The organism is [Rhizobium] kunmingense, assembly GCF_977018605.1.
In genome coordinates this window covers 679343-699226 of record NZ_CDRNXG010000001.1, presented here as the reverse complement: position 1 = coordinate 699226, position 19884 = coordinate 679343, and the positions used below count along the sequence as shown (strand labels likewise).

18 protein-coding genes, 1 tRNA gene and 1 pseudogene are annotated in these 19884 nt (G+C 59.0%); 14 read left to right on the top strand and 6 right to left on the bottom strand.

Going from position 1 to position 19884, the window contains the following annotated elements; all coding sequences use genetic code 11:
* Positions 1 to 39 precede the first annotated feature (39 nt).
* From AC0JZ4_RS03520 to AC0JZ4_RS03510, 3 genes are all read left to right on the top strand, one after another.
* Positions 40 to 582, top strand: a complete 543-nt coding sequence (locus tag AC0JZ4_RS03520) for a sigma-70 family RNA polymerase sigma factor (protein WP_471885061.1) — start codon at positions 40 to 42, stop codon at positions 580 to 582.
* The gene (locus tag AC0JZ4_RS03515; protein ID WP_471885060.1) at positions 579 to 1310 is read left to right on the top strand and encodes an anti-sigma factor; all 732 of its coding nucleotides are present in this window, start codon (positions 579 to 581) and stop codon (positions 1308 to 1310) included. The genes AC0JZ4_RS03520 and AC0JZ4_RS03515 overlap by 4 nt, the downstream gene beginning before the upstream one ends.
* A 183-nt stretch (positions 1311 to 1493) precedes the next feature.
* Positions 1494 to 2051 carry a fasciclin domain-containing protein gene (locus tag AC0JZ4_RS03510; RefSeq protein WP_471885059.1) on the top strand — a complete coding sequence of 186 codons (558 nt, stop codon included), beginning with the start codon at positions 1494 to 1496 and terminating at the stop codon, positions 2049 to 2051.
* A gap of 89 nt (positions 2052 to 2140) precedes the next feature.
* On the opposite strand, the gene yihA is transcribed toward AC0JZ4_RS03510, so the two are convergent.
* From yihA to rpmH, 4 genes are all read right to left on the bottom strand, one after another.
* Positions 2141 to 2788, bottom strand: coding sequence for a ribosome biogenesis GTP-binding protein YihA/YsxC (gene yihA / locus AC0JZ4_RS03505; protein WP_471885058.1), 648 nt, complete (start codon positions 2786 to 2788; stop codon positions 2141 to 2143).
* Positions 2789 to 2926: 138 nt separating this feature from the next.
* The gene (gene yidC / locus AC0JZ4_RS03500) at positions 2927 to 4720 is read right to left on the bottom strand and encodes a membrane protein insertase YidC (RefSeq protein WP_471885057.1); all 1794 of its coding nucleotides are present in this window, start codon (positions 4718 to 4720) and stop codon (positions 2927 to 2929) included.
* Positions 4720 to 5112, bottom strand: coding sequence for a ribonuclease P protein component (gene rnpA, locus AC0JZ4_RS03495; RefSeq protein ID WP_471885056.1), 393 nt, complete (start codon positions 5110 to 5112; stop codon positions 4720 to 4722). The genes yidC and rnpA overlap by 1 nt, the downstream gene beginning before the upstream one ends.
* A gap of 23 nt (positions 5113 to 5135) precedes the next feature.
* Entirely contained in the window at positions 5136 to 5270 is a 135-nt protein-coding gene (gene rpmH / locus AC0JZ4_RS03490; protein ID WP_109458303.1) for a 50S ribosomal protein L34, read from the bottom strand.
* Positions 5271 to 5675: 405 nt separating this feature from the next.
* Between rpmH and AC0JZ4_RS03485 the strand changes: the two genes are divergently transcribed.
* From AC0JZ4_RS03485 to istB (AC0JZ4_RS03455), 7 genes and pseudogenes are all read left to right on the top strand, one after another.
* Positions 5676 to 7130 (top strand): ATP-binding protein, encoded by a 1455-nt coding sequence (locus tag AC0JZ4_RS03485; RefSeq protein ID WP_471887773.1) that lies wholly within the window; start codon positions 5676 to 5678, stop codon positions 7128 to 7130.
* A 138-nt stretch (positions 7131 to 7268) separates the two neighbouring features.
* Positions 7269 to 7345, top strand: a tRNA-Arg gene (locus tag AC0JZ4_RS03480).
* An 80-nt stretch (positions 7346 to 7425) separates the two neighbouring features.
* Positions 7426 to 8199 (top strand): DUF6538 domain-containing protein, encoded by a 774-nt coding sequence (locus tag AC0JZ4_RS03475; RefSeq protein ID WP_471885055.1) that lies wholly within the window; start codon positions 7426 to 7428, stop codon positions 8197 to 8199.
* 54 nt (positions 8200 to 8253) lie between these two features.
* Positions 8254 to 9811: pseudogene (gene istA, locus AC0JZ4_RS03470) on the top strand (IS21 family transposase).
* Complete coding sequence (gene istB, locus AC0JZ4_RS03465; protein ID WP_471885054.1) at positions 9753 to 10487, top strand: IS21-like element helper ATPase IstB; 735 nt, start codon at positions 9753 to 9755, stop codon at positions 10485 to 10487. Before istA (AC0JZ4_RS03470) ends, istB (AC0JZ4_RS03465) begins: the two are co-directional and overlap by 59 nt.
* Before the next feature lie 254 nt (positions 10488 to 10741).
* Positions 10742 to 12268 carry an IS21 family transposase gene (gene istA / locus AC0JZ4_RS03460; protein WP_471885053.1) on the top strand — a complete coding sequence of 509 codons (1527 nt, stop codon included), beginning with the start codon at positions 10742 to 10744 and terminating at the stop codon, positions 12266 to 12268.
* On the top strand, positions 12258 to 13070 hold the full coding sequence (istB, locus tag AC0JZ4_RS03455; RefSeq protein WP_094513296.1) for an IS21-like element helper ATPase IstB: 813 nt from the start codon (positions 12258 to 12260) through the stop codon (positions 13068 to 13070). Before istA (AC0JZ4_RS03460) ends, istB (AC0JZ4_RS03455) begins: the two co-directional genes overlap by 11 nt.
* A gap of 49 nt (positions 13071 to 13119) precedes the next feature.
* Here istB (AC0JZ4_RS03455) and AC0JZ4_RS03450 read toward each other — a convergent pair whose 3' ends face one another.
* The gene (locus AC0JZ4_RS03450) at positions 13120 to 13953 is read right to left on the bottom strand and encodes an AAA family ATPase (RefSeq protein ID WP_471885052.1); all 834 of its coding nucleotides are present in this window, start codon (positions 13951 to 13953) and stop codon (positions 13120 to 13122) included.
* A gap of 460 nt (positions 13954 to 14413) precedes the next feature.
* Between AC0JZ4_RS03450 and AC0JZ4_RS03445 the strand changes: the two genes are divergently transcribed.
* On the top strand, positions 14414 to 15454 hold the full coding sequence (locus tag AC0JZ4_RS03445; RefSeq protein WP_471885051.1) for a 4-hydroxyproline epimerase: 1041 nt from the start codon (positions 14414 to 14416) through the stop codon (positions 15452 to 15454).
* 1 nt (position 15455) lies between these two features.
* Here AC0JZ4_RS03445 and AC0JZ4_RS03440 read toward each other — a convergent pair whose 3' ends face one another.
* Positions 15456 to 16379 (bottom strand): tetratricopeptide repeat protein, encoded by a 924-nt coding sequence (locus AC0JZ4_RS03440; protein WP_471885050.1) that lies wholly within the window; start codon positions 16377 to 16379, stop codon positions 15456 to 15458.
* A gap of 260 nt (positions 16380 to 16639) precedes the next feature.
* On the opposite strand from AC0JZ4_RS03440, the gene pyrC reads away from it, so the two are divergent.
* The 3 genes from pyrC to AC0JZ4_RS03425 all read left to right on the top strand — a co-directional run bounded on the left by pyrC (position 16640) and on the right by AC0JZ4_RS03425 (position 19848).
* Positions 16640 to 17680, top strand: coding sequence for a dihydroorotase (pyrC, locus tag AC0JZ4_RS03435; RefSeq protein ID WP_471885049.1), 1041 nt, complete (start codon positions 16640 to 16642; stop codon positions 17678 to 17680).
* A 137-nt stretch (positions 17681 to 17817) separates the two neighbouring features.
* Positions 17818 to 18999 carry a GGDEF domain-containing protein gene (locus AC0JZ4_RS03430; protein WP_471885048.1) on the top strand — a complete coding sequence of 394 codons (1182 nt, stop codon included), beginning with the start codon at positions 17818 to 17820 and terminating at the stop codon, positions 18997 to 18999.
* Between the two features lie 153 nt (positions 19000 to 19152).
* Positions 19153 to 19848, top strand: coding sequence for an orotate phosphoribosyltransferase (locus AC0JZ4_RS03425; protein ID WP_471885047.1), 696 nt, complete (start codon positions 19153 to 19155; stop codon positions 19846 to 19848).
* The last annotated feature ends 36 nt before the right edge of the window (positions 19849 to 19884 follow it).

Sequence of the window (19884 nt, the reverse complement as noted above, 5' to 3'; positions counted from 1 at the left end):
GGAAATCCAGTGCTCGATCGAGCCGCTCGGGAGGCGGAATTGGCATCCGAAAGCGATATCGTCGCCCTGATCGGGCGGGTGGCACTGCGCGACCGCGCTGCATTTTCGCAGCTCTATTCGGCAGCGGGACCGAAACTTTTTTCGGTCTGCCTCCGTATTCTCAAGGATCGCGGCGACGCGGAGGATGCCTTGCAGGAGGTCTTCGTCAAGATCTGGCAGAGGTCGGGACGGTTTGCCGCAGAGGGCCGAAATCCCGTTGCCTGGCTCGTGACGATTGCCCGTAACCACGCGATCGATGTGCTGCGGGCGCGTCGTCCCGCGGGCGAAAGTCTGGATGAGGACTGGCAGATAGCGGATACCTCTCCAGACCCGGAACAGTCGGCCGCGACGAAATGGGAGGGCAGGCGGATTGACAGGTGCATGGAGGAGTTGGATTCTGACCGCGCCGTCGCAGTCCGCAATGCCTATGTCGAAGGCCTGACCTATCAGGAACTGGCAGATCGTCATGCGGTGCCGATCAATACGATGCGAACCTGGCTGCGGCGCAGCCTTTTGAAACTGAGAGAGTGTCTCGACCGATGAGCAAACCGGAACAAAGCGAGGGGGATCGCTCCCGCGACCAGCTTTTGGCCGGAGAATATGTCCTCGGCGTCCTGTCGGAAAGCGATCGGCGCAAGGTCGAGGCGCGCATGAGGAATGACCGGCCGTTCGCGGCGATGGTGGCGGATTGGCAGGAAAACCTGTCGGCCTTCGACAGCGAGTATCAGGACGAGGTGCCGCCCGCGAAGATTTTCGCCAGCATCGATGAGAGGCTTTTTCCCCGGAAGACCTTCCAGCAGCAGTTGTCTGCCTCGGGTCATTGGTGGAACTCGCTTCCCCTATGGCGCGGGCTGGCATTCGTGTCGATGGCAGCGATGATCACCTACGCCTCGCTTCAGTCCGGGTTGATTGGCGCGCCTGCTCCCGCGCGTATTCTCGTGGCGGATATGGCTGGTGATGTCGGATCGCCCATCAGCCTGATGGCGCGTTACGATACCGGCAGCGGGCGATTGCAGCTGATGCCGGTTGCCGCCGACGCAGGTGATGCGCGGTCCCTTCAGCTCTGGTTCCTGCCCGATGGCGGCGATGCGCCGATCTCGCTCGGCGTCTTCCCGCAGACCGGCGAGGGCACGATCGATATTCCGAGCGAGATGCGCCCCCGCATGGCGGGCGGCGTGACCTTTGCCGTGAGCGTCGAGCCTTATGGAGGATCGCCGACCGGCCAGCCCACGGGGCCGGTCATAGCATCCGGCAAGGCGGAAGATATCTGATCAAACCAGCGGGCCGGACCGAGCGCTGTCATTCGTGCCGGCCTTTTTCTTCGACGTCGTGAAACTCTTTCTCTCCATCTTTCGTCCCTTGTTCTGTTCCCGGTTGACGGGAGGAGTGAAGCCTTGGGAGGCGCGCGACAGCGCCGGGGCGCTCGCATCCTTTAAGAGGAAGAGGACAGATCAATGTTGAAATCTGCATTTCGCACGCTCGCCCTGGCCGCAGCCGTCTCGGCAGCTGCCGTCTGTGCACACGCAGCCAATCCTAAGGTCGGCGGCGCCGCCATGTTCGAGGACAAGAACATTGTCGAGAACGCGATGAACTCAAAGGACCACACGACGCTGGTGGCGGCGGTCAAGGCCGCCGGTCTGGTGGAAACGCTTCAGGGCAAGGGGCCGTTCACGGTTTTCGCACCGACCAATGAAGCGTTCGCGGCGCTGCCGAAGGGCACCGTCGACACATTGCTCAAGCCGGAAAACAAGGCACAGCTGACCAAGGTCCTGACCTGTCACGTCGTCGCAGCCGATGCCATGTCCAGCGCCATCGAAAAGATGATCAAGGACGACAAGGGCACGCATGACGTCAAGACCGTCGGCGGCTGCATCCTCAAGGCCAAGGAAAGCATGGGCAAGATCACGCTGACGGACGAGATGGGGGGTGTCGCGCATGTCACCATCGCCGACGTCAAGCAGTCGAACGGCGTCATTCACGTCATCGACAAGGTTCTGCTTCCCAAGATGTAGGTGCAGTTTGCCCAAGCCTGTTGCCTGCATCGAGATCCGGCCGTTCTCTCGCAGAACGGCCGGATCTTTTCGCGATATGTTTTGAGATATCAGATTTTCGTCGTTACCGCCTCGGCAATCGCCTCGCGCAGTTCATCCAGCCCCTTGGCCTTTTCCGACGATGTCGACAGCACGAACGGATAGGCTGCCGGGCGCTTGCGGATCTTTTCCAGCGTCTCCGCGATCAATTTTGGAACCGCCGGCTCCTTGATCTTGTCGGTCTTGGTCAGCACGATCTGGTAGGAGACGGCCGCCTTGTCGAGCAGGTCGAGCACGTCCTCGTCGTTCTTCTTGATGCCGTGGCGGCTGTCGATCAGCACATAGACGCGCTTCAATGTGGCGCGACCGCGCAGGTAATCGAAAACCAGCTTCGTCCAGGCGTCCACATTGTCTTTGGGTGCCTCCGCATAGCCGTAGCCGGGCATGTCGACGATCGCCATCGGCGGCAGGTCGCCCTCCTGGCCGGAATAGCCGTCGGGGACGAAGTAGTTCAATTCCTGCGTGCGGCCGGGCGTGTTGGACGTCCGCGCCAGACCCTTCTGCGAAACGAGCGCATTGATCAGCGACGATTTGCCGACATTGGAACGGCCGGCAAAGGCTATTTCCAGCGGGCCTTCCGGGGGCAGGAACTTCATCGAAGGCACGCCGCGGATGAAGATCCATGGCTTGCCGAAATGGGGCCGGTCGTTGGTGGTCATCTACGCTTCTGTCTTGTTGGTCTATAGGGAAAGGCCAAGGGCATCCGGGTTTTGCGGCCCAATGTCAAGGCTTGGCGGGCAATTGCCGTCTGGTGCCGCCAAAAGAAAACCCCGGACGATGCCGGGGTTCTCGAAGCTTTATTTCGTTTCGGCGGGCTTTCGCTTGAACAGCCCCTTGAGGTTGTCGAAGAGCTCGATCTTGGCCCCGTGGCGCTTCATGATGAAGCCCTGCTGCAGAACCGAAAGCGTGTTGTTCCACGCCCAGTAGATCACGAGACCGGCCGGGAAGGACGCCAGCATGAAGGTGAACACCAGCGGCATCCAGGTGAAGATCATCGCCTGTGTCGGGTCCGGCGGCGTCGGGTTCATGCGCATCTGCACGAACATCGTGATGCCCATGACAATCGGCCATACACCAATCAGCAGGAAGTGCGGCACGTCGTAGGGCAGGAGGCCGAACAGGTTGAACAGCGAAGTCGGATCCGGCGCCGAAAGGTCCTGGATCCAGCCGAAGAACGGCGCATGGCGCATTTCGATCGTGACGTAGATGACCTTGTAGAGCGCGAAGAAGACCGGGATCTGCAACAACACCGGCCAGCAACCGGCGATCGGATTGATCTTCTCTTCCTTGTAGAGCGCCATCATCGCCTGCTGCATGGCCATGCGGTCGTCGCCATGCTTTGCCTTCAGCTCTTCCAGCTTCGGCTGCACGCGCTTCATGTTGGCCATCGAGGCATACTGCTTGCTGGCAAGCGGGAAGAAGATCGCCTTGACGACGACGGTCGTCAGCAGGATCGCTACACCGAAATTGCCGACGTGACGGAAGAAGAAGTCCATCAGCTGGAACATCGGCTTGGTGATGAAGTAGAACCAGCCCCAGTCGATCAGCAGGTCGAAATGCGGGATGGCCTGTTCTTCCGCGTAGCGGTCGACGAGCGGAACTTCCTTGGCGCCGGCGAAAATCATGTTCTTCAGCTCGGTCGACTGGCCCGGCTGGATCGTCAGGGCGTCGCCCTTGTAATCCGCCTGGTAGCGCGGCTGGCCGTCGGTGAAGTGGGTGAAGCGCGACTCGTACGGTGTCGACTGCGGCGGGATGATCGTCGTTGCCCAGTACTTGTCGGTAATGCCGAGCCAGCCGCCGGTTGCCTTCGGGTTGTTGAGCGCCTCTTCCTCGATGTTGGAATAGGTGTGCTCGCTCAGGCTGCCGTCGGTGCCCATGACGCCGATGAAGCCTTCATGGATGACCCAGACGGACGGCGTGACCGGCTTGTTGTTACGGGTGACGCGGCCGTAGGAAGACAGTGTGACCGGTTCCGCGCCGGGGTTTTCCACCTTGTCGGTCACGGTGATCATGTAGTGATCATCGACCGAGATCGTGCGGTTGAAGACGATGCCGCGGTCGTTGGTGAAGGTAAGCGTGACCGGTGTCGACGTGGTCAGCTTGGTGCCGCTTGCAAGCGTCCACTGCGTGCCGGGGCCGGGCGTCTGGCCGCTGGTTTCGCTGCCGACATAGCCGATTTCGGTAAAGTAGCCGTCGCGCGTGTCAGCGGGCGAGAAGAGCGTGATGATCGGGCTCGAGTCGTCCACGGTCTCGTGGTACTCGCGAAGCTTCAGGTCGTCGAAGCGTGCGCCGGTCAGGCTGATCGAGCCGGCAAGGGCCGGCGTGTCGATTTCGACGCGCTGGGACTTCGCCAGCGACTGATCGCGGGTCGCGGTTGCCTGGGCCTGGCCGGCACCCGGCAGGTTGCCGGTGGAGGTGGCGGCGCCCGGGCTTTCCGGCGTGAATGTCTGGTTTTCACCCTGCAGCGCCTGCTGGGCTTCCGCCGCGCGCTGCTGCGCTTCCATGCGCGGGTTCATGTAGAGGAACTGCCAGGCAAGGACGATGACGACCGATAGGCCTATCGCGATGAAGTAATTGCGGTTCTTTTCCATCATGCTTTCCTGGAAGATGTTCCTGAGGCAGGCTTGGGTTTGTGCCTGCCTTCGATACGCGCTGCAAGCTGTTGTGTGAGTTCCGAAAAGGAAATGCCGAGCACCTCCCTGCGCGCGACAACCACATAGTCGTGTCCGCTTTGCATTGCAAATCCGGCAGAGACGCGCACGGCCTCTTTCAGGCGGCGGCGCATTCTGTTGCGCTCGGGCGCATTGCCGTGCTTCTTGGTAACGGTGAAGCCGACGCGTGGTGGCTCGTCCGGTTCGTTGCGGTCGAGAACTTCGAGCAGAAAGGTTCTGCCCCGGCGCGCTTCGCCTTTTCGAACAGCAAGAAACTGCGGCCGGCTTTTCAGCCGCCCGACAGTTTTTTTATCGTTTTTCTTCGTTGTCACTGCCCGATCCGGGCGTGTCGGCCTTAGGCCGACAGACGCTTGCGGCCGCGTGCGCGACGAGCAGCAAGAACCTTCTGGCCACCATTGGTAGCCATGCGGGCGCGGAAGCCGTGACGACGCTTGCGAACAAGCTTGGACGGTTGGTAGGTACGCTTCATTTATTTAACACCGCGGTGTGCGGCCCTTCTTGGGAATTGCCTCTTGTGAGGCAAGAGCGTTTCGGAAATGCGCATCCGCGCTGGCATGCCTTATGGCAGCCTGCCGTTTGAGCGCGCGGGCATATAGTTCAGGTTGAGGCCGAAAGTCAATCGGAGGGGGCAAATTCGCCGCATTTGCGGTATGCTGCCAGTATCCACCGTGTGCTGAAGCGGCTGTCCCGGAAAAATTTGCCGCGAATTAACAAATTGTAATGCGGGACACGAGCTTTCACATGTCGGTGGGGCTGTTCAAATGTCGGTGACGCTATAAAATAGCCAAAGAGCAAGGGCTGTCGAAAGCCTCTGCCGGAACTGGAGATCCGTATGGACAGCGAGGTTCGCAACACGGACCGTCAGGAAGTGTTGATGGAGGCTTCCGGCCCAGAAGCCATGCCGACGCTCTTTCGAGGTCTGTCGGGACGTCTCCTGTGGCTGACGATGATATTCGTCATGCTGGCGGAAATTCTCATTTTCATGCCTTCGGTTGCCGGCATGCGCATGAACTGGCTGCGCGATCGCCTCGATACGGCAGCCGCTGCCGGCATCGTCATCGACGGCCTGCAGCCGGCCGAGCTTCCGCGCGCCGTACAGAACGATACGCTGCTCGCCACCGGAACCAAGGTGATAGCCCTCCGCAAGGACGACACCTCGCGGCTCTTGGCCGCAACCGAAGTTCCGCCGGAAATCGATGCGCAATACGATCTCGCCAACATATCGCTGCTCGGTTCGATGCGCGATGCGCTCGACACGCTCGTCTTCGGCGGGGATAAGGTGATGCGCGTCTACGGGCCTGTCGGTGACAGTGACATGATCATCGAATTGGTCATGACGGACCATGCACTGCGCAAGGATATGTTGAAATACTCGAAGACGATGTTTCTCATCTCGCTTGCCATCTCTCTGATCACCGCCATCCTGATATTCCTCGCCATCAACCGCATGATGATCTTGCCCATCCGCCGGATCGCCCACAGCATGCAGTTCTTTTCGGAAAAGCCGGATGACCCGTCGCGGGTGTTTTCTGCGGATCGCTCACGGGGAGAATTTGCCGTGGCCGGACGCCATCTGGCGACGATGCAGGTCGAGTTGCAGCGGACGCTGAAACAGCAGAAGAACCTTGCCGACCTCGGTCTCGCCGTCTCCAAGATCAATCACGACATGCGTAACATCCTGGCATCCGCGCAGCTGATGTCGGACAGACTGACCGATGTCGAGGACCCGATGGTGCGAAGCTTCGCTCCCAAATTGCTGCGGACGATCGACCGCGCCGTCGGCTATACGAACGAGGTCCTGGCCTACGGGCAGGCCTCCGAGGCGGCGCCGCGCCGCAGGCGTATCAACCTGACCGATCTTTGCCAGGAAGTCCGTGACATGCTGGCGATCGATCCCGACGCGGGTATCGATTTCCAGCATCAGATCTCGAAAGATCTGGAGGTCGATTGCGATGGCGAGCAGATCTTCCGCGTCGTCCACAATCTGTGCCGGAATGCGGTACAGGCGCTGCTGACCCACAATCCGGAGGATCGCGACGCGATAAGAAGCGTCACGATATCCGCGCACAGGCTCGGCAGCGTCGTCAGCATCACCATCGATGACACGGGGCCGGGAATGCCGCGCAAGGCGCGTGAGAACCTTTTCTCGGCATTCCGCGGCTCGGCTCGCTCCGGCGGCACCGGCCTCGGTCTCGTCATCGCCCGCGAGCTGGTGCTGGCCCATGGCGGCACCATCGCGCTGGTCGAAAAGCCGGGCCCAGGAACGCAGTTCCGCATCGAGATTCCCGATCGCCTCGTGGCGCTCGAGGATTACCGTGTTCGGGCGTGATTTAAAATAAACGTTTTAAAACAGTTACTTGAGAATAAAATGACGATGGCATGACATTTAATTTTCCAAAAGCGCTTGCATTCCTCTGAGTCTCCCTTTAGAGGATCGCCACGCCAGCGAAACACACCGCTGACAGACGCACCCGTAGCTCAGCTGGATAGAGCACCAGACTACGAATCTGGGGGTCAGGAGTTCGAATCTCTTCGGGTGCGCCACTCTTTCCCATTGATTGGGAATAACAATCTGATTTTGCTGATTATTGCTTCGCCGCTTTTGATACACAAAGGTGGCACACATGGTCCTTGCAATGCCCTCCCCATTTAAGCATCCGGTCACAGGCGTTTATTGGTATCGCCAGCGCGTTCCGGCAAGGTTGACTGCATCGGCAAAAGGGCAATCTGTAACCGTTACGATTGATGGCCATTCTTCGTTCCTCACCATCGGCGCTGAGATAAAGGTATCACTTCGAACGAAGTCACCCGCAGAGGCCAAAAGAGTTGCGCCAGAAGCCCAAGCCCAGTTTGACCGTATCTGGTTGAGCTTCGAAAACGGCCCGGTGTCGCTGACGCTTAAGCAGATCGTCGCTCTCTCCGGTGAGATGTATCAGGTTATCAAGCGGGCTTTAGAGGATGACCCTGGCGAAGCGGGGCGTTGGCTTGAGCGTAGACGTGCGCGTGAGGCAGAAAGCCAGCGCCTCCAGAAGTCGCCACGAGCCGCACTGATGATAGACGCAAACTCACAGCTCGCAGCCCGCCTCGGCTCATGGGTGGATGGGGCACTTGCGGCGCGGCACCTGAGGGTAACCAAAGAAACCTATCAGCGGCTCCTTACTGAGTTCGACCGAGCAGCAGGCGACCTCGCGGAGTTGCTTGAGAGACGGTCCATGGGAGATTTCAGCGCTGATACGGTAGCTGCCCGTTTTCCTGAATTTGTCGAGACCTCAGCACAGCAGGTGCCAGGCAGCGGTACGTCGATAACAATCTTGCTTGAGGGATGGGCAGGCCGTCTAAAGTGTGTTTCGGCGTGGAATATTGACCCCTCTGGCGGGGTGACCGGCGTCCAATTTTGACCCCCCACCTGTTTCGTCTGACCATCCGTCTTTTGCTGGCGGATGGAGGGGGAGTTGAAGCGAGTGGATACGATTGCGCGTGTTCGTCGAGCCTTCCATGTGCAGGGCTGGTCGGTGAAGAGGATCGTCCGGGAGCTGCATGTTTCCCGCAACACCGTGCGCAAGATACTGCGATCCGATGAGACCGACTTTTCCTACGAGCGCGAACGGCAGCCACTGCCGAAGACCGGGGCCTGGAAGGCTGAGATCGAGCGCTTCCTGGCCGCGAACGAAGGCAAGCCTTCTCGCGAGCGGCTGACGCTGATCCGGATTTACGAAGAGCTTCGGGCGCTGGGTTATGACGGCAGCTATGATGCGATCCGGCGCTATGCGAAGGGATGGTCGAAGGATCGAGGGGCTGTATTGGCCGAGGCCTACGTGCCGCTCTATTATGCGCCCGGTGAGGCCTATCAGTTCGACTGGAGCCATGAGATCATCCTGATCCAGGGCGTGACGACGACGGTGAAGGTTGCCCATGTCCGGCTCTGCCACAGCCGGATGATGTTCGCGCGGGCCTATATGCGTGAGAGCCAGGAGATGGTCTTCGACGCCCATGACAAGGCCTTCGACTTCTTCCGTGGCACCTGCACGCGCGGCATCTACGACAACATGAAGACGGCGGTGGAAGCTGTCTTTATCGGCAAGGAACGGCTCTACAATCGCCGTTTCCTGCAGATGTGCAGCCATTATCTCGTCCACCCCGTAGCCTGCACGCCAGCATCCGGCTGGGAGAAAGGACAGGTCGAGAACCAGGTCGGCCTTGTGCGCGAACGGTTCTTCACGCCGCGCCTCAGGGTCAAAAGCCTGGAGGAACTGAATGTCTGGCTGCTCGACAAATGTGTTGCCTATGCCAAGGCCCATAGCCATCCTGAACAGACGGCGCAGACGATCTGGCAGATGTTCGAGGCCGAGCGTGGGTGCCTTGTGCATTATGTTGGCCCGTTCGACGGTTTCCATTGCGTTCCAGCCTCGGTGTCGAAGACGTGCACTGTCCGCTTCGACAACAACAAATACTCGGTCCTGTCGACTGCCGTCGGCCGCCCTGTCGAGGTTCATGCCTATGCGGATCGGATCGTCATCAAGCAGGATGGTGTGACGGTCGCTGAACACCGGCGCAGCTTCGGCCGTGGCGATACCGTCTATGATCCCTGGCACTATGTCCCTGTCCTCGCTCGCAAACCCGGTGCCTTGCGCAACGGCGCTCCCTTCCGCGAATGGGTTTTGCCAGCCGCTATGGAGAAGGTCCGCAGGCGACTGAAGAGCGTCGATGATGGTGATCGGCAGATGGTCACCATACTCGGATGCGTTCCCGCCGATGGCCTCACAGCCGTTGAGGCTGCCTGCCAGGAAGCGCTCGATCACGGTGTCTGCTCGGCCTCGGTGATCATCAACATTCTGGCGCGAAGCCGCGATCCGGCTCCCGCAGCAACCCTGCAAATCCCGGATGCGCTACGGCTTGCCCATGAGCCGGTCGCCGACTGCGCCCGTTACGACAGGCTCAGGAGGGTGAGTTGATGGAACGTACACAGGTTCTCGAACTGATGAGCACGCTGAAGCTCTATGGAATGCGTAACGCCTACGACGAGGTCATGGGCAATGGGATCAAACGGCAGCACGAGCCGCCGCATATTGTCGGGGACCTCCTGCAGTCGGAGATCGCCGAGAAACAGGCACGCTCCATTCGCTACCAACTCACCATCGCCAAGCTGCCGCTGGCGAAAGACATTGACGACTTCGATTTTGCAGATACGCCCATCAATGAATCCCTGGTCCGAGAACTGGCCACCGGCACCTTCGTTGCCGATCAGCGCAATGTCGTTCTCGTCGGCGGCACGGGAACAGGCAAGAGCCATCTGGCCATCGCGATTGCCCGTGCGCTCATCCGTAACGGGACGCGTGGGCGCTTCTATAATGTCGTCGATCTGGTCAATCGCCTGGAAACGGAAACGCGCAACGGCAAGCAAGGTCGGATGGCCGATTACCTTACGCGCCTCGACTTCATCATCCTCGACGAACTCGGCTATCTGCCGTTCGCGCAGGCCGGAGGTCAGCTCCTCTTCCACCTGATCAGCAGGCTCTACGAGCGCACCTCGGTCATCGTCACGACGAACCTTGCCTTCGGCGAATGGCCGTCTGTGTTTGGTGATGCCAAGATGACGACAGCACTCCTCGACCGCCTGACCCATCACTGCGAGATCGTGGAAACAGGAAACGAGTCCTGGCGCTTCAAGAACCGCTCTCAAAGCTAAAGCCGAAGACACCCATCACCCGCACTTGGCCTACCCTCTGCAACCACGGCCAGCGCCGGGCAGGCCAAGCGCTGATCGCCTACAGGGGGTGAATATTGGACGCCGATAAGGGGTCAACATTCCGCGCCGATTGACAGGGAACTGTTGATTTCCACTGAGAACTGACCCGGCGTGGCCTGATATTTCCATTGAGAATTGACCCATGTTCCAACCTTCCCTCGCATGTTTTCAGCGGGGGCTATGGAGTGATCGACATGGCGTTATTGAGCGTGATCCGACGCTGGCATTTTCGAGACCATCTATCGATCCGGGAGATTTGCCGCAGGACCGGCCTATCCCGGAATACCATTCGCAAATACCTTCGCCTGGACGGCGTGGAGCCGAAGTTCAAGGTGCCGGAGCGGCCGAGCAAGCTTGATCCGTTTGCAGATCGGTTGTCGGCCTGGCTGAAGACCGAATCCAAGAAGAACCGCAAACAGAAGCGGACGATGAAGCAATTGCATGCCGATCTGATGAGCCTCGGCTATGAGGGTTCCTATAATCGGGTGGCGGCATTTGCTCGGGAATGGCGTGATGATCGGCAGCGGGAATTGCAGACGACGGGTCGCGGGACATATGTGCCCCTGGCGTTCGATCCCGGTGAAGCCTTCCAGTTCGACTGGTCGGAAGACTGGGCCATCATCGGCAACGAGCGCACCAAACTACAGGTGGCGCACACGAAGCTGAGTTACAGCCGCGCCTTCATCGTGCGGGCCTATCTGCTGCAAACCCACGAGATGCTCTTCGACGCCCACAACCATGCATTCCGCGTGTTCGGAGGCATCCCCGGTCGTGGCATCTACGACAACATGCGCACCGCGATCGACAAGGTCGGCCGTGGCAAAGAGCGTGACGTCAACGTCCGCTTCCAGGCGATGGCCAGCCACTACCTGTTCGAACCCGAGTTCTGCAATCCGGCTTCCGGCTGGGAGAAGGGACAGGTCGAGAAGAACGTTCAGGACGCGCGTCATCGTCTGTGGCAGCCAACGCCGCGCTTTCCATCGCTGGATGCTCTGAACGACTGGCTCGAGCAGCGCTGCAAGGAGATCTGGGCGCAGACCCCACACGGCCAGATGCGTGGCTCCATTGCCGACATCTGGGCGGAGGAAGCACGCGCGCTTATGCCCGTTATCCGGCCGTTTGATGGGTTTGTCGAACACACCAAGCGTGTCTCACCGACCTGCCTCGTCCATCTGGAGCGCAATCGCTACAGCGTCCCGGCGTCCTTCGCCAATCGACCGGTGAGCCTGCGGGTCTATCCGGATCGTGTCGTGGTTGCTGCGGAAGGACAGATCGTTTGCGAGCATCGTCGCGTCATCGATCGCTCCCATGACCGACCGGGACAGACCATTTACGACTGGCGGCACTATCTGGCGGTGGTGCAGCGTAAGCCCGGCGCTCTGCGCAATGGTGCACCATTCGTCGAGCTACCGGACGCATTCCGGACCTTGCAGCAATATCTCCTGAAGAAGCCGGGTGGCGACCGCGAGATGGTCGATATCCTGGCGCTCGTCCTTCAGCACGATGAACAGGCCGTCCTGTCGGCGGTCGATATGGCACTGAAGTCCGGGATTCCGACCAAGACGCATGTACTGAACCTGCTGCATCGCCTCGTCGACGGCAAATCCTTCACGCCGCCGACCATTGATGCGCCGCAAGCCTTGACGCTCATCAACGAGCCCAAGGCCAATGTCGAACGATACGATGCCCTGAGAAAGACGGAGGCCCGCCATGCGTCATAATCCAGCAAGCGGTGCTATCGTCATCATGCTGCGGCAACTGAAGATGCACGGCATGGCACAAGCCGTCGGCGAACTGACTGAGCAAGGATCGCCGGCGTTCGAGGCTGCCATTCCGATCTTGTCGCAGCTCCTCAAGGCGGAGACCGCGGAACGTGAAGTTCGTTCGACTGCCTATCAGCTCAAAACAGCTCGCTTTCCTGCCTATCGTGATTTGAACGGCTTCGACTTCGCCAGCAGCGAGATCAACGAGGCGCTCGTGCAACAGCTTCATCGCTGCGACTTCCTGGACGATGCAAACAACATCGTTCTGGTCGGTGGCCCTGGCACGGGCAAGACACACATTGCTACCGCGATAGGTGTTCAGGCCATCGAACATCACCACAAACGGGTCCGATTCTTCTCAACGGTCGAACTGGTCAACGCGCTGGAACAGGAGAAGGCGCAAGGACGGTCTGGGCAGATCGCCAATCGGCTCGTCCACTCCGATCTCGTCATCCTCGATGAGCTTGGATACCTGCCGTTCAGCGCGTCGGGCGGTGCGATGCTGTTCCACCTGCTCAGCAAACTCTACGAGCGAACCAGCGTCATCATCACCACAAACCTCAGCTTCAGTGAATGGGCCAGCGTGTTCGGCGACGCCAAAATGACCACAGCATTGCTCGATCGGCTTACCCATCATTGCCACATCCTTGAAACCGGAAACGACAGCTTCCGCTTCAAGAACAGCTCTGCGCACGACACCAAAACGACAAAGGAGAAAACGAGGAACTTGACCACGACCGCAGACCCGAAACATACCTAACAAGCGGGTCAATTCTCGGTGGAAACGCCGGGTCAGTTCTCAGTGGCAATCAACACGCTGCCGTATGTTCGCCAGTCGGTCCGACCACTTGGCGCTCATCGGTAAGCGTCATCGAGCGCACCGGCTTTTCTCTTAAAGATGCCAGAGCATAGGTTTGTTCGGTCAACGCCGTGAAAAGTCTCGTATGTATGGGCGATAGGATAAATCGCTCAATGGCGTAACATATCTCGAAAACTTGATCCTGCATCCGTTCATGAGAGAATGTCATCCCTCGTTTGTTGTCGCGCTTAGCTTGAGTCGCGGCAGCCTTGAAGTGATTGCATAGTTTTTCGTAACTAAATGACGTTTGAGAAATGTGTCTGTAACGTCTAAGTACTGCATCAAATAAATGTCGAGATATGCTTGCTCTAAAGCTTTCATCAACTTTATTCATTCTTTTAAAGTTGATAGATATCTTGCATTCTTGGTAATTGTCTATTGTGATTTCTTGATCGTCAAACGGAGCATAGAGCCCGTAAAAAACGACTCGACCATGGCTAGTCTGCGGGTCGTTTTCGTGCGTTATCTCAATGAATACAGATCGTACGCTCCCGTATATCATTGGAAGTGAGGCTTTCACTTCAAATACGAATGTTACTGGCTGCTTTAAATCGTGGTTTTTTGAGTATTCAACAAAGTTACCGATATCGACGTACTGTCCCTGCGCGATGAATCCGGCATGATCTGAAGGGTCAGCGTAGGTTTGCTTGAATGCTAGAATCCCTTTGATAAGAGATGATTTACCCGAGCTGTTTGGCCCCACGAGAATTGTCAGCGGTTTGGTTAAATCGAGGGCTGTGTCTTGGTAACGTTTAAAATTTTTATAGCGAACTGCTTCTATCACGCTTTGGCCCTGAACTTGAATGCACAGCGATAGAACGCTTAGGTCGGCTTAGTGTCAAGGAGCGCGCCGCGCGGAATAAGAGTTGGCTGCCTTTTTCAGACATAAGTGTTTAATGGAGCCTCGTGCCGACCGTTGACAGTAGTACGCTCGATTGGTACACAGCCAACTAAATTGGCGATCTGATACCCAATGAAATCAGGTGTTGCGAGGCCTCGACAGGGAGTTCGAATCTCTTCGGGTGCGCCATTTCTCTCTATCTTAAAAAATGACGGCTTAACTGGATCGAAAGATCCATGGTCGACCTTTGGGCCTCCGCTGTTTGGCCGATACGGCAAATTCATCACGATCTTCGTTTTCTCCCGATAGTCACGACGCAAGCCTTGCGCTATCCAGTCCGCACCTGTGAATGAAGTTTGTCGCGCGTGCCGTATGCACCGCGGTTGATGCGGAGTGTCGGCGGATGAGATGGAAGCGCACGATCCAGTTGCTGGATGTCCATGCGGAAGGTGAAATCGGCCGTGTGGCGATCGGCGGCGTGCCGAAAATCCCTGGCAACACGGTCGCCGAGCAGCTTGCCTGGATGAATTCCGATCCGAAGGGGCAGGAGCTTCGTCGCTTCCTCTGTCTTGAGCCGCGCGGCACGCCGATCGGTTCCGTCAATCTTCTCCTGCCGCCGAAGCATCCCGAAGCGGATGCCGCCTTCATCATTCTCCAGCCGGATCAGGCGCATGCGAGTTCCGGCTCGAATTCCATCTGCGCCACGACCGCGCTTCTGGAGGCCGGCATCGTCGAGATGAAGGAGCCGGAAACGGTCGTTGTGCTGGAAACGGCCGCAGGTCTCGTCCGCGCCGTTGCCACATGCCGCGATGGCCGCTGCGAGAAGGTCAAGCTCACCATGGTGCCGTCCTTCGTTCACGAGCTCGACCTGAAGCTCCAGACGCCGGAATGGGGCGAGATCACGTTTGATATCTCCTATGGCGGAATCTTCTATGGTCTGGTGGATGTTTCGCAGATCGGCCTGACGATCGAAAAGAAGAATGCGGCGGCACTCGTCCAGGCCGGTATGGTCCTGAAGGACCTCATCAATCGACAGATCCCGGTTGTCCACCCGGAAATTCCGGCGATTTCCGGCGTCGCCTATGTGATGTTTCGCGACACGGAAGCTGACGGCACCGTGCGCACCTGCACGACAATGTGGCCTGGCAGGGCGGATCGCTCTCCCTGCGGTACCGGCAATTCCGCCAATCTGGCGACACTGCACGCACGCGGCAAGGTGAAGGTCGGCGACATGTTTCTGTCGCGCTCCATCATCGGCACCCAGTTCGAAGTCGGCCTGTCGGCGGAGACCGAGGTTGCGGGAAAGCCGGCGATCATACCGACCATCGCCGGCCGCGGCTTCACTTTCGGCCTGCATCAGGTCGCACTTGATCCGTTTGACCCGCTGGCGGACGGTTTTGCCATGACCGATGTCTGGGGCCCGTCCGCAGGCGATATCGTCTGACCTAGATTTCGCGAGCGGCCTTGACCGGCGTTTCCACATCGCCATGCTTCAGCACCAGCGAGTTGACGCCCTCCACACCCTCCTGGCTGGGGGCGGGGACAACGCCCATGTCCTGGAACTGCATGTATTTATAGGCGCCGAACATGTCGCCCTTCTCGGCGGCCCGGCGATACATTTCCGCAGCCTTCTCCGCGCTTGCCGTAATGCCTTCGCCCGTCTCGTACATGATGCCGAGATTGATCATCGCATCCGTGTTGCCGCGCTGGGCGGCAAGATCGTACCAGGCAATCGCGGTCTGGTCGTCGGCATCGACCAGCGTGCCTTCGTCATAGATCGAGCCGATATTGAACGCCGCCGTGTCATCACCGCCCGCGGCAGCCTTCTCGAACCATTCGAGCGCCTTGTTGACGTCAGGATTGGTGCCGAGGCCATCGCGGTAGGCGACGCCGAGATTGTAGGCGGCAAGCGTGTTTCCGCTCGCAGCGGCCTGCTGGTAAAGGTCAAATTCGGATTTGTCGTCGCCCAGCCGGCCCATCAGCATGCCGTAATTGACCATCGCTGCCGCGTAGCCGTCCTTGACCGCCGTGTCATAGGCAGACATCGCCTGATCCGGCTCATCGATGCTGTTGAGCGCGCGGCCAAGCTGGTAGGCAAAACGGGGGTTGCCGGTGGCGTCGAATGCCGTGCGACAGGCGGTTACGGCCTGACTTCCGATCTCGGCAATGCCGACCGGCTCGAAGTCGCCATTGCGCTGCTGGTCATACGGGCTGCCTGCCAACCGGTCGCAGTCGCTCTGCATTGCGGCGGTGAGGACAAGGTTCGTCCGCTCTTCCGCACTCGGCGCTACAGTCAGCGCAAGAAGCGCGACAGCTGCACCTGTGGTAATCGCAAAACCCTTGTTGACTTTCAGAAGCCGGGATTTCATTCTTTCTTCTCCGAATCAAATCACGTTCAGACTGATTAACGAACGCCGCAACCCGGCGCTTGTTCCGTCTCCCTGCCTTGGAAATGCGGTTTCCGGCTCCCTTGCGCTGCACGATATCGTGAAACTGACCATTGCCGCGCTCGCGTGATTGAACTTTTCGATATCGCTGCCGAGGCTGGCATCTGTGTGCGCCGACATTGTCTTGCTGCGCGGTTTGGTGCTAATCGGAAGCACCCTGAAAACCCCATCGGAACAGCTTCATGAAAACGCTCACGATTCGTCGCCCGGATGATTGGCACCTGCATTTGCGCGACGGCGCGGTTCTGGAAGGCGTGATTGCCGATACGAGCCGTCACTTCGCCCGCGCCATCATCATGCCGAACCTTGTTCCGCCGGTCGTGACAACGGCAGACGCCGCTGCCTATCGCAGCCGCATCATGGCTGCCTTGCCGGATGGGCATAGGTTCGAACCGCTGATGACCCTCTATCTGACGGAACACAGCAATCCGGACGATGTAGAGGAGGGCAGGAAGAGCGGTCTCATCAATGCCGTGAAGCTTTATCCGGCCGGTGCCACCACCAATTCCCATGGTGGCGTACGCGACATGGAAAAGGCGATGCCGGTGCTGGAGCGTATGGCCAGGATCGGTCTGCCGCTTTGCGTTCATGGCGAGGTAACGACGCCCGAGGTGGATATCTTCGATCGTGAAGCCGTCTTCATCGAGACCGTGCTGGAGCCGCTGCGCCGGCGCCTGCCTGAACTCAAGGTGACGATGGAGCATGTCACGACCTCGGACGGTATCGACTACATCAAGTCGTCCAAGGCGAACCTTGCCGGTTCGATCACCACGCATCACCTGATCATCAACCGCAACGATATCCTCGTCGGCGGCATTCGTCCGCATTATTACTGCCTGCCGGTTGCCAAGCGCGAGAGCCATCGTCTGGCGCTGCGCGCCGCCGCGACGTCCGGCGATGCTCGGTTCTTCCTCGGCACCGACTCCGCACCGCATGTCGATCCGTTGAAGGAATGCGCCTGCGGTTGCGCCGGCATTTATACCTCGATCAACACGATGAGCTGCCTTGCCCACGTCTTCGAGCAGGACAATGCGCTCGACAAGCTGGAAGCCTTCGCCTCGCTCAATGGTCCCGCCTGGTACGGCCTGCAACCGAACGAGGAAACCATCACGCTCGAGAAGCAGGACGCACAGGTTACGTTTCCGTCTAAGCGGGATACGGGCGCCGGCGACATCACTGTCTTCGACCCCGGCTTCCCGATTTTCTGGAATGTCGTAGATTAAAATTCGAAGTTGTTCGAAGAATAATACCGTTTATTTTGGTTGCGGCTGGAAGTCCTCTCTGATGGTAACCCTTTGGAGAGGTTCCAGCCGTAATTTTTAGCGGCATATTGTATAAATCTTCGAAGAGAATTTCAGTCATGATGCTGGATTATCAGTCTCTTCTGCTCGCCCTTGGGGTGTCGGCAGCATGTCTTATGGTGACGCTGTTCGGCACCTGGTTTTCTCGCAGGGCGGATTCCTTTCTCCTCACGCTCGTCGTCTCGCTCTTTCTGGTCATCGCCGGCATCTTTGCCTATGGCTCTTTCACCATCCAGTCAGGTGCGGGGCCGCTGGCGATCGCCTATTCTCTCTTCATGTGCGGTTTTTCCAGCATCTATGCTGCCTCGCTTCAGTTTCGCGCGGGTGACAACCCCTGGCCCATGGCCTTCACGCTCTCGTTCACCAGCCTCGTGCTTGGCCTGCCGTTGATCATCACGGGTCTTGATGGCCTCGGCATCATCATGATGAATGTACTGGCCGCCACCCTGCTTGTCGGCACGGCCTGCCAGTATTGGGCAGCGCGGGCCGAAGCACCCGGTCCGCTGATCGGCATGGCCGTGCTTTATGCGCTCAGCGGGCTCTCCTTCGCCCTTTGCGCGGCGGTCCTGATTGCCGAGGGAGATCTCGTCCTCGGTCAGGCACCGCAGAACTGGGCCGAAACACTCAATATCGGTGTCTGCATCGCTGGCATGACCGGCATCGGCGCGCTGTCGCTGGCACTGCACCAATGGCGCATGGCCGCGCTGCATCGCCGCGAAGCGCTGACGGATGCACTGACCGGCCTTTTGAACCGCCGCGCCCTGTTCGACCAGCATGGCGGGCGCAGGCTCAATGCCTCCACGGCCGTCATCGTGTTCGACATCGACCGTTTCAAGTCGATCAACGACCGCCTCGGCCATTCGGGAGGTGACGAGGTCCTGCGCATTTTCGCGACCGACCTTCTGGCCGAGCTGACACCCGCTGCCTCCGCTGCAAGGCTCGGTGGCGAGGAATTCGCCATGATCGTCAGCGAAATCATGCCGGGCCGGGCGGAGCGGATCGCCAATGAGGTGCGCAAGCGTTTTGCCGCGCGCGACATCGTTGTCGACGGCCACACGATCCGCTGCACGGTGAGCGCCGGCGTTGCCGTCGGCCTGCCGGAAGGCCAACCGTTCGAGACCGTGCTCAATCTAGCCGATGGCGCGCTTTACGATGCCAAGCGTGCGGGCCGCGATCGTGTCGAGGTCGCCTCCTATCTGCACCCCATCCTGCCGCTGCCCGACAACCGCAATTCGGCCTGAAAACTTCAGCCCTTGTCGCTCTTTCACTGGCTAAGCCTGCGTCATGCTGCTATTGCGGCGCGTGGTTCAAGGCAATGTCGGGAAAAACTGCAGGCGGTTTTGCGTCCGGACTTGCTTGAAGGAAAAGCAGCGATTTAGGCAAGGAGCGGGCGCATGATCCAGACCACATTTACAGACCGGAACGTAATGGCGGAACTCATGGCCAAGATGCTGTGGGAGATCGGCGCCGTTCATTTCAACGCCGAGAAGCACTACAAGTTTGCATCCGGTATGATGAGCCCGGTCTATATCGATTGCCGCAAGCTTCTGTCCTATCCACGCGTACGCTCCGCCATCATGGATTTCGCCGCCGCGACCCTGATGCGCGATGCCGGCTTCGAGAAATTCGATTGCATCGCCGGTGGCGAAACCGCCGGCATTCCGTTTGCCGCCCTGCTTGCCGATCGTTTGTCGCTGCCGATGATTTATGTCCGCAAGCAGCCCAAGGGCCATGGCCGCAACGCCCAGATCGAAGGTAACCTGCCGGAAGGCGCCCGTGTCCTCGTCATCGAGGACCTGACCACGGCCGGTGGTTCGATGTTCAAGTTCATCGACGCTATCCGCGCGGCCGGCGGCGTCGTCGATCACGGCATGGCACTCTTCTACTACGGCATCTTCGACGAAGGCGCGCTGCGCTTTGCAGATGGCAAGGTGCAGTTCCACCATATCGCCACCTGGCGCAATGTTCTGGCCGTCGCCCGCGACCAGAAACTGTTCGACGACAAGACGCTGTCGGAAGTGGAGGCCTTCCTCGATGCGCCGCTTGCATGGTCCGCCCGCAACGGCGGAATCAGCGAACTGCCGAAATAAGGCCAGACGGAAGGCGAGCTTTTGCTCTGGTCAATT

Coding starts and splice junctions, on each gene's coding strand:
- AC0JZ4_RS03515 (WP_471885060.1), top strand. CDS start 579: ATGAGCAAACCGGAACAAAGCGAGGGGGATCGCTCCCGCGACCAGCTT.
- AC0JZ4_RS03510 (WP_471885059.1), top strand. CDS start 1,494: ATGTTGAAATCTGCATTTCGCACGCTCGCCCTGGCCGCAGCCGTCTCG.
- yihA (WP_471885058.1), bottom strand. CDS start 2,788: ATGACCACCAACGACCGGCCCCATTTCGGCAAGCCATGGATCTTCATC.
- yidC (WP_471885057.1), bottom strand. CDS start 4,720: ATGGAAAAGAACCGCAATTACTTCATCGCGATAGGCCTATCGGTCGTC.
- rpmH (WP_109458303.1), bottom strand. CDS start 5,270: ATGAAGCGTACCTACCAACCGTCCAAGCTTGTTCGCAAGCGTCGTCAC.
- AC0JZ4_RS03485 (WP_471887773.1), top strand. CDS start 5,676: ATGGAGGCTTCCGGCCCAGAAGCCATGCCGACGCTCTTTCGAGGTCTG.
- AC0JZ4_RS03475 (WP_471885055.1), top strand. CDS start 7,426: ATGGTCCTTGCAATGCCCTCCCCATTTAAGCATCCGGTCACAGGCGTT.
- istB (WP_471885054.1), top strand. CDS start 9,753: ATGGAACGTACACAGGTTCTCGAACTGATGAGCACGCTGAAGCTCTAT.
- istA (WP_471885053.1), top strand. CDS start 10,742: ATGGCGTTATTGAGCGTGATCCGACGCTGGCATTTTCGAGACCATCTA.
- istB (WP_094513296.1), top strand. CDS start 12,258: ATGCGTCATAATCCAGCAAGCGGTGCTATCGTCATCATGCTGCGGCAA.
- AC0JZ4_RS03445 (WP_471885051.1), top strand. CDS start 14,414: ATGAGATGGAAGCGCACGATCCAGTTGCTGGATGTCCATGCGGAAGGT.
- AC0JZ4_RS03440 (WP_471885050.1), bottom strand. CDS start 16,379: ATGAAATCCCGGCTTCTGAAAGTCAACAAGGGTTTTGCGATTACCACA.
- pyrC (WP_471885049.1), top strand. CDS start 16,640: ATGAAAACGCTCACGATTCGTCGCCCGGATGATTGGCACCTGCATTTG.
- AC0JZ4_RS03430 (WP_471885048.1), top strand. CDS start 17,818: ATGATGCTGGATTATCAGTCTCTTCTGCTCGCCCTTGGGGTGTCGGCA.
- AC0JZ4_RS03425 (WP_471885047.1), top strand. CDS start 19,153: ATGATCCAGACCACATTTACAGACCGGAACGTAATGGCGGAACTCATG.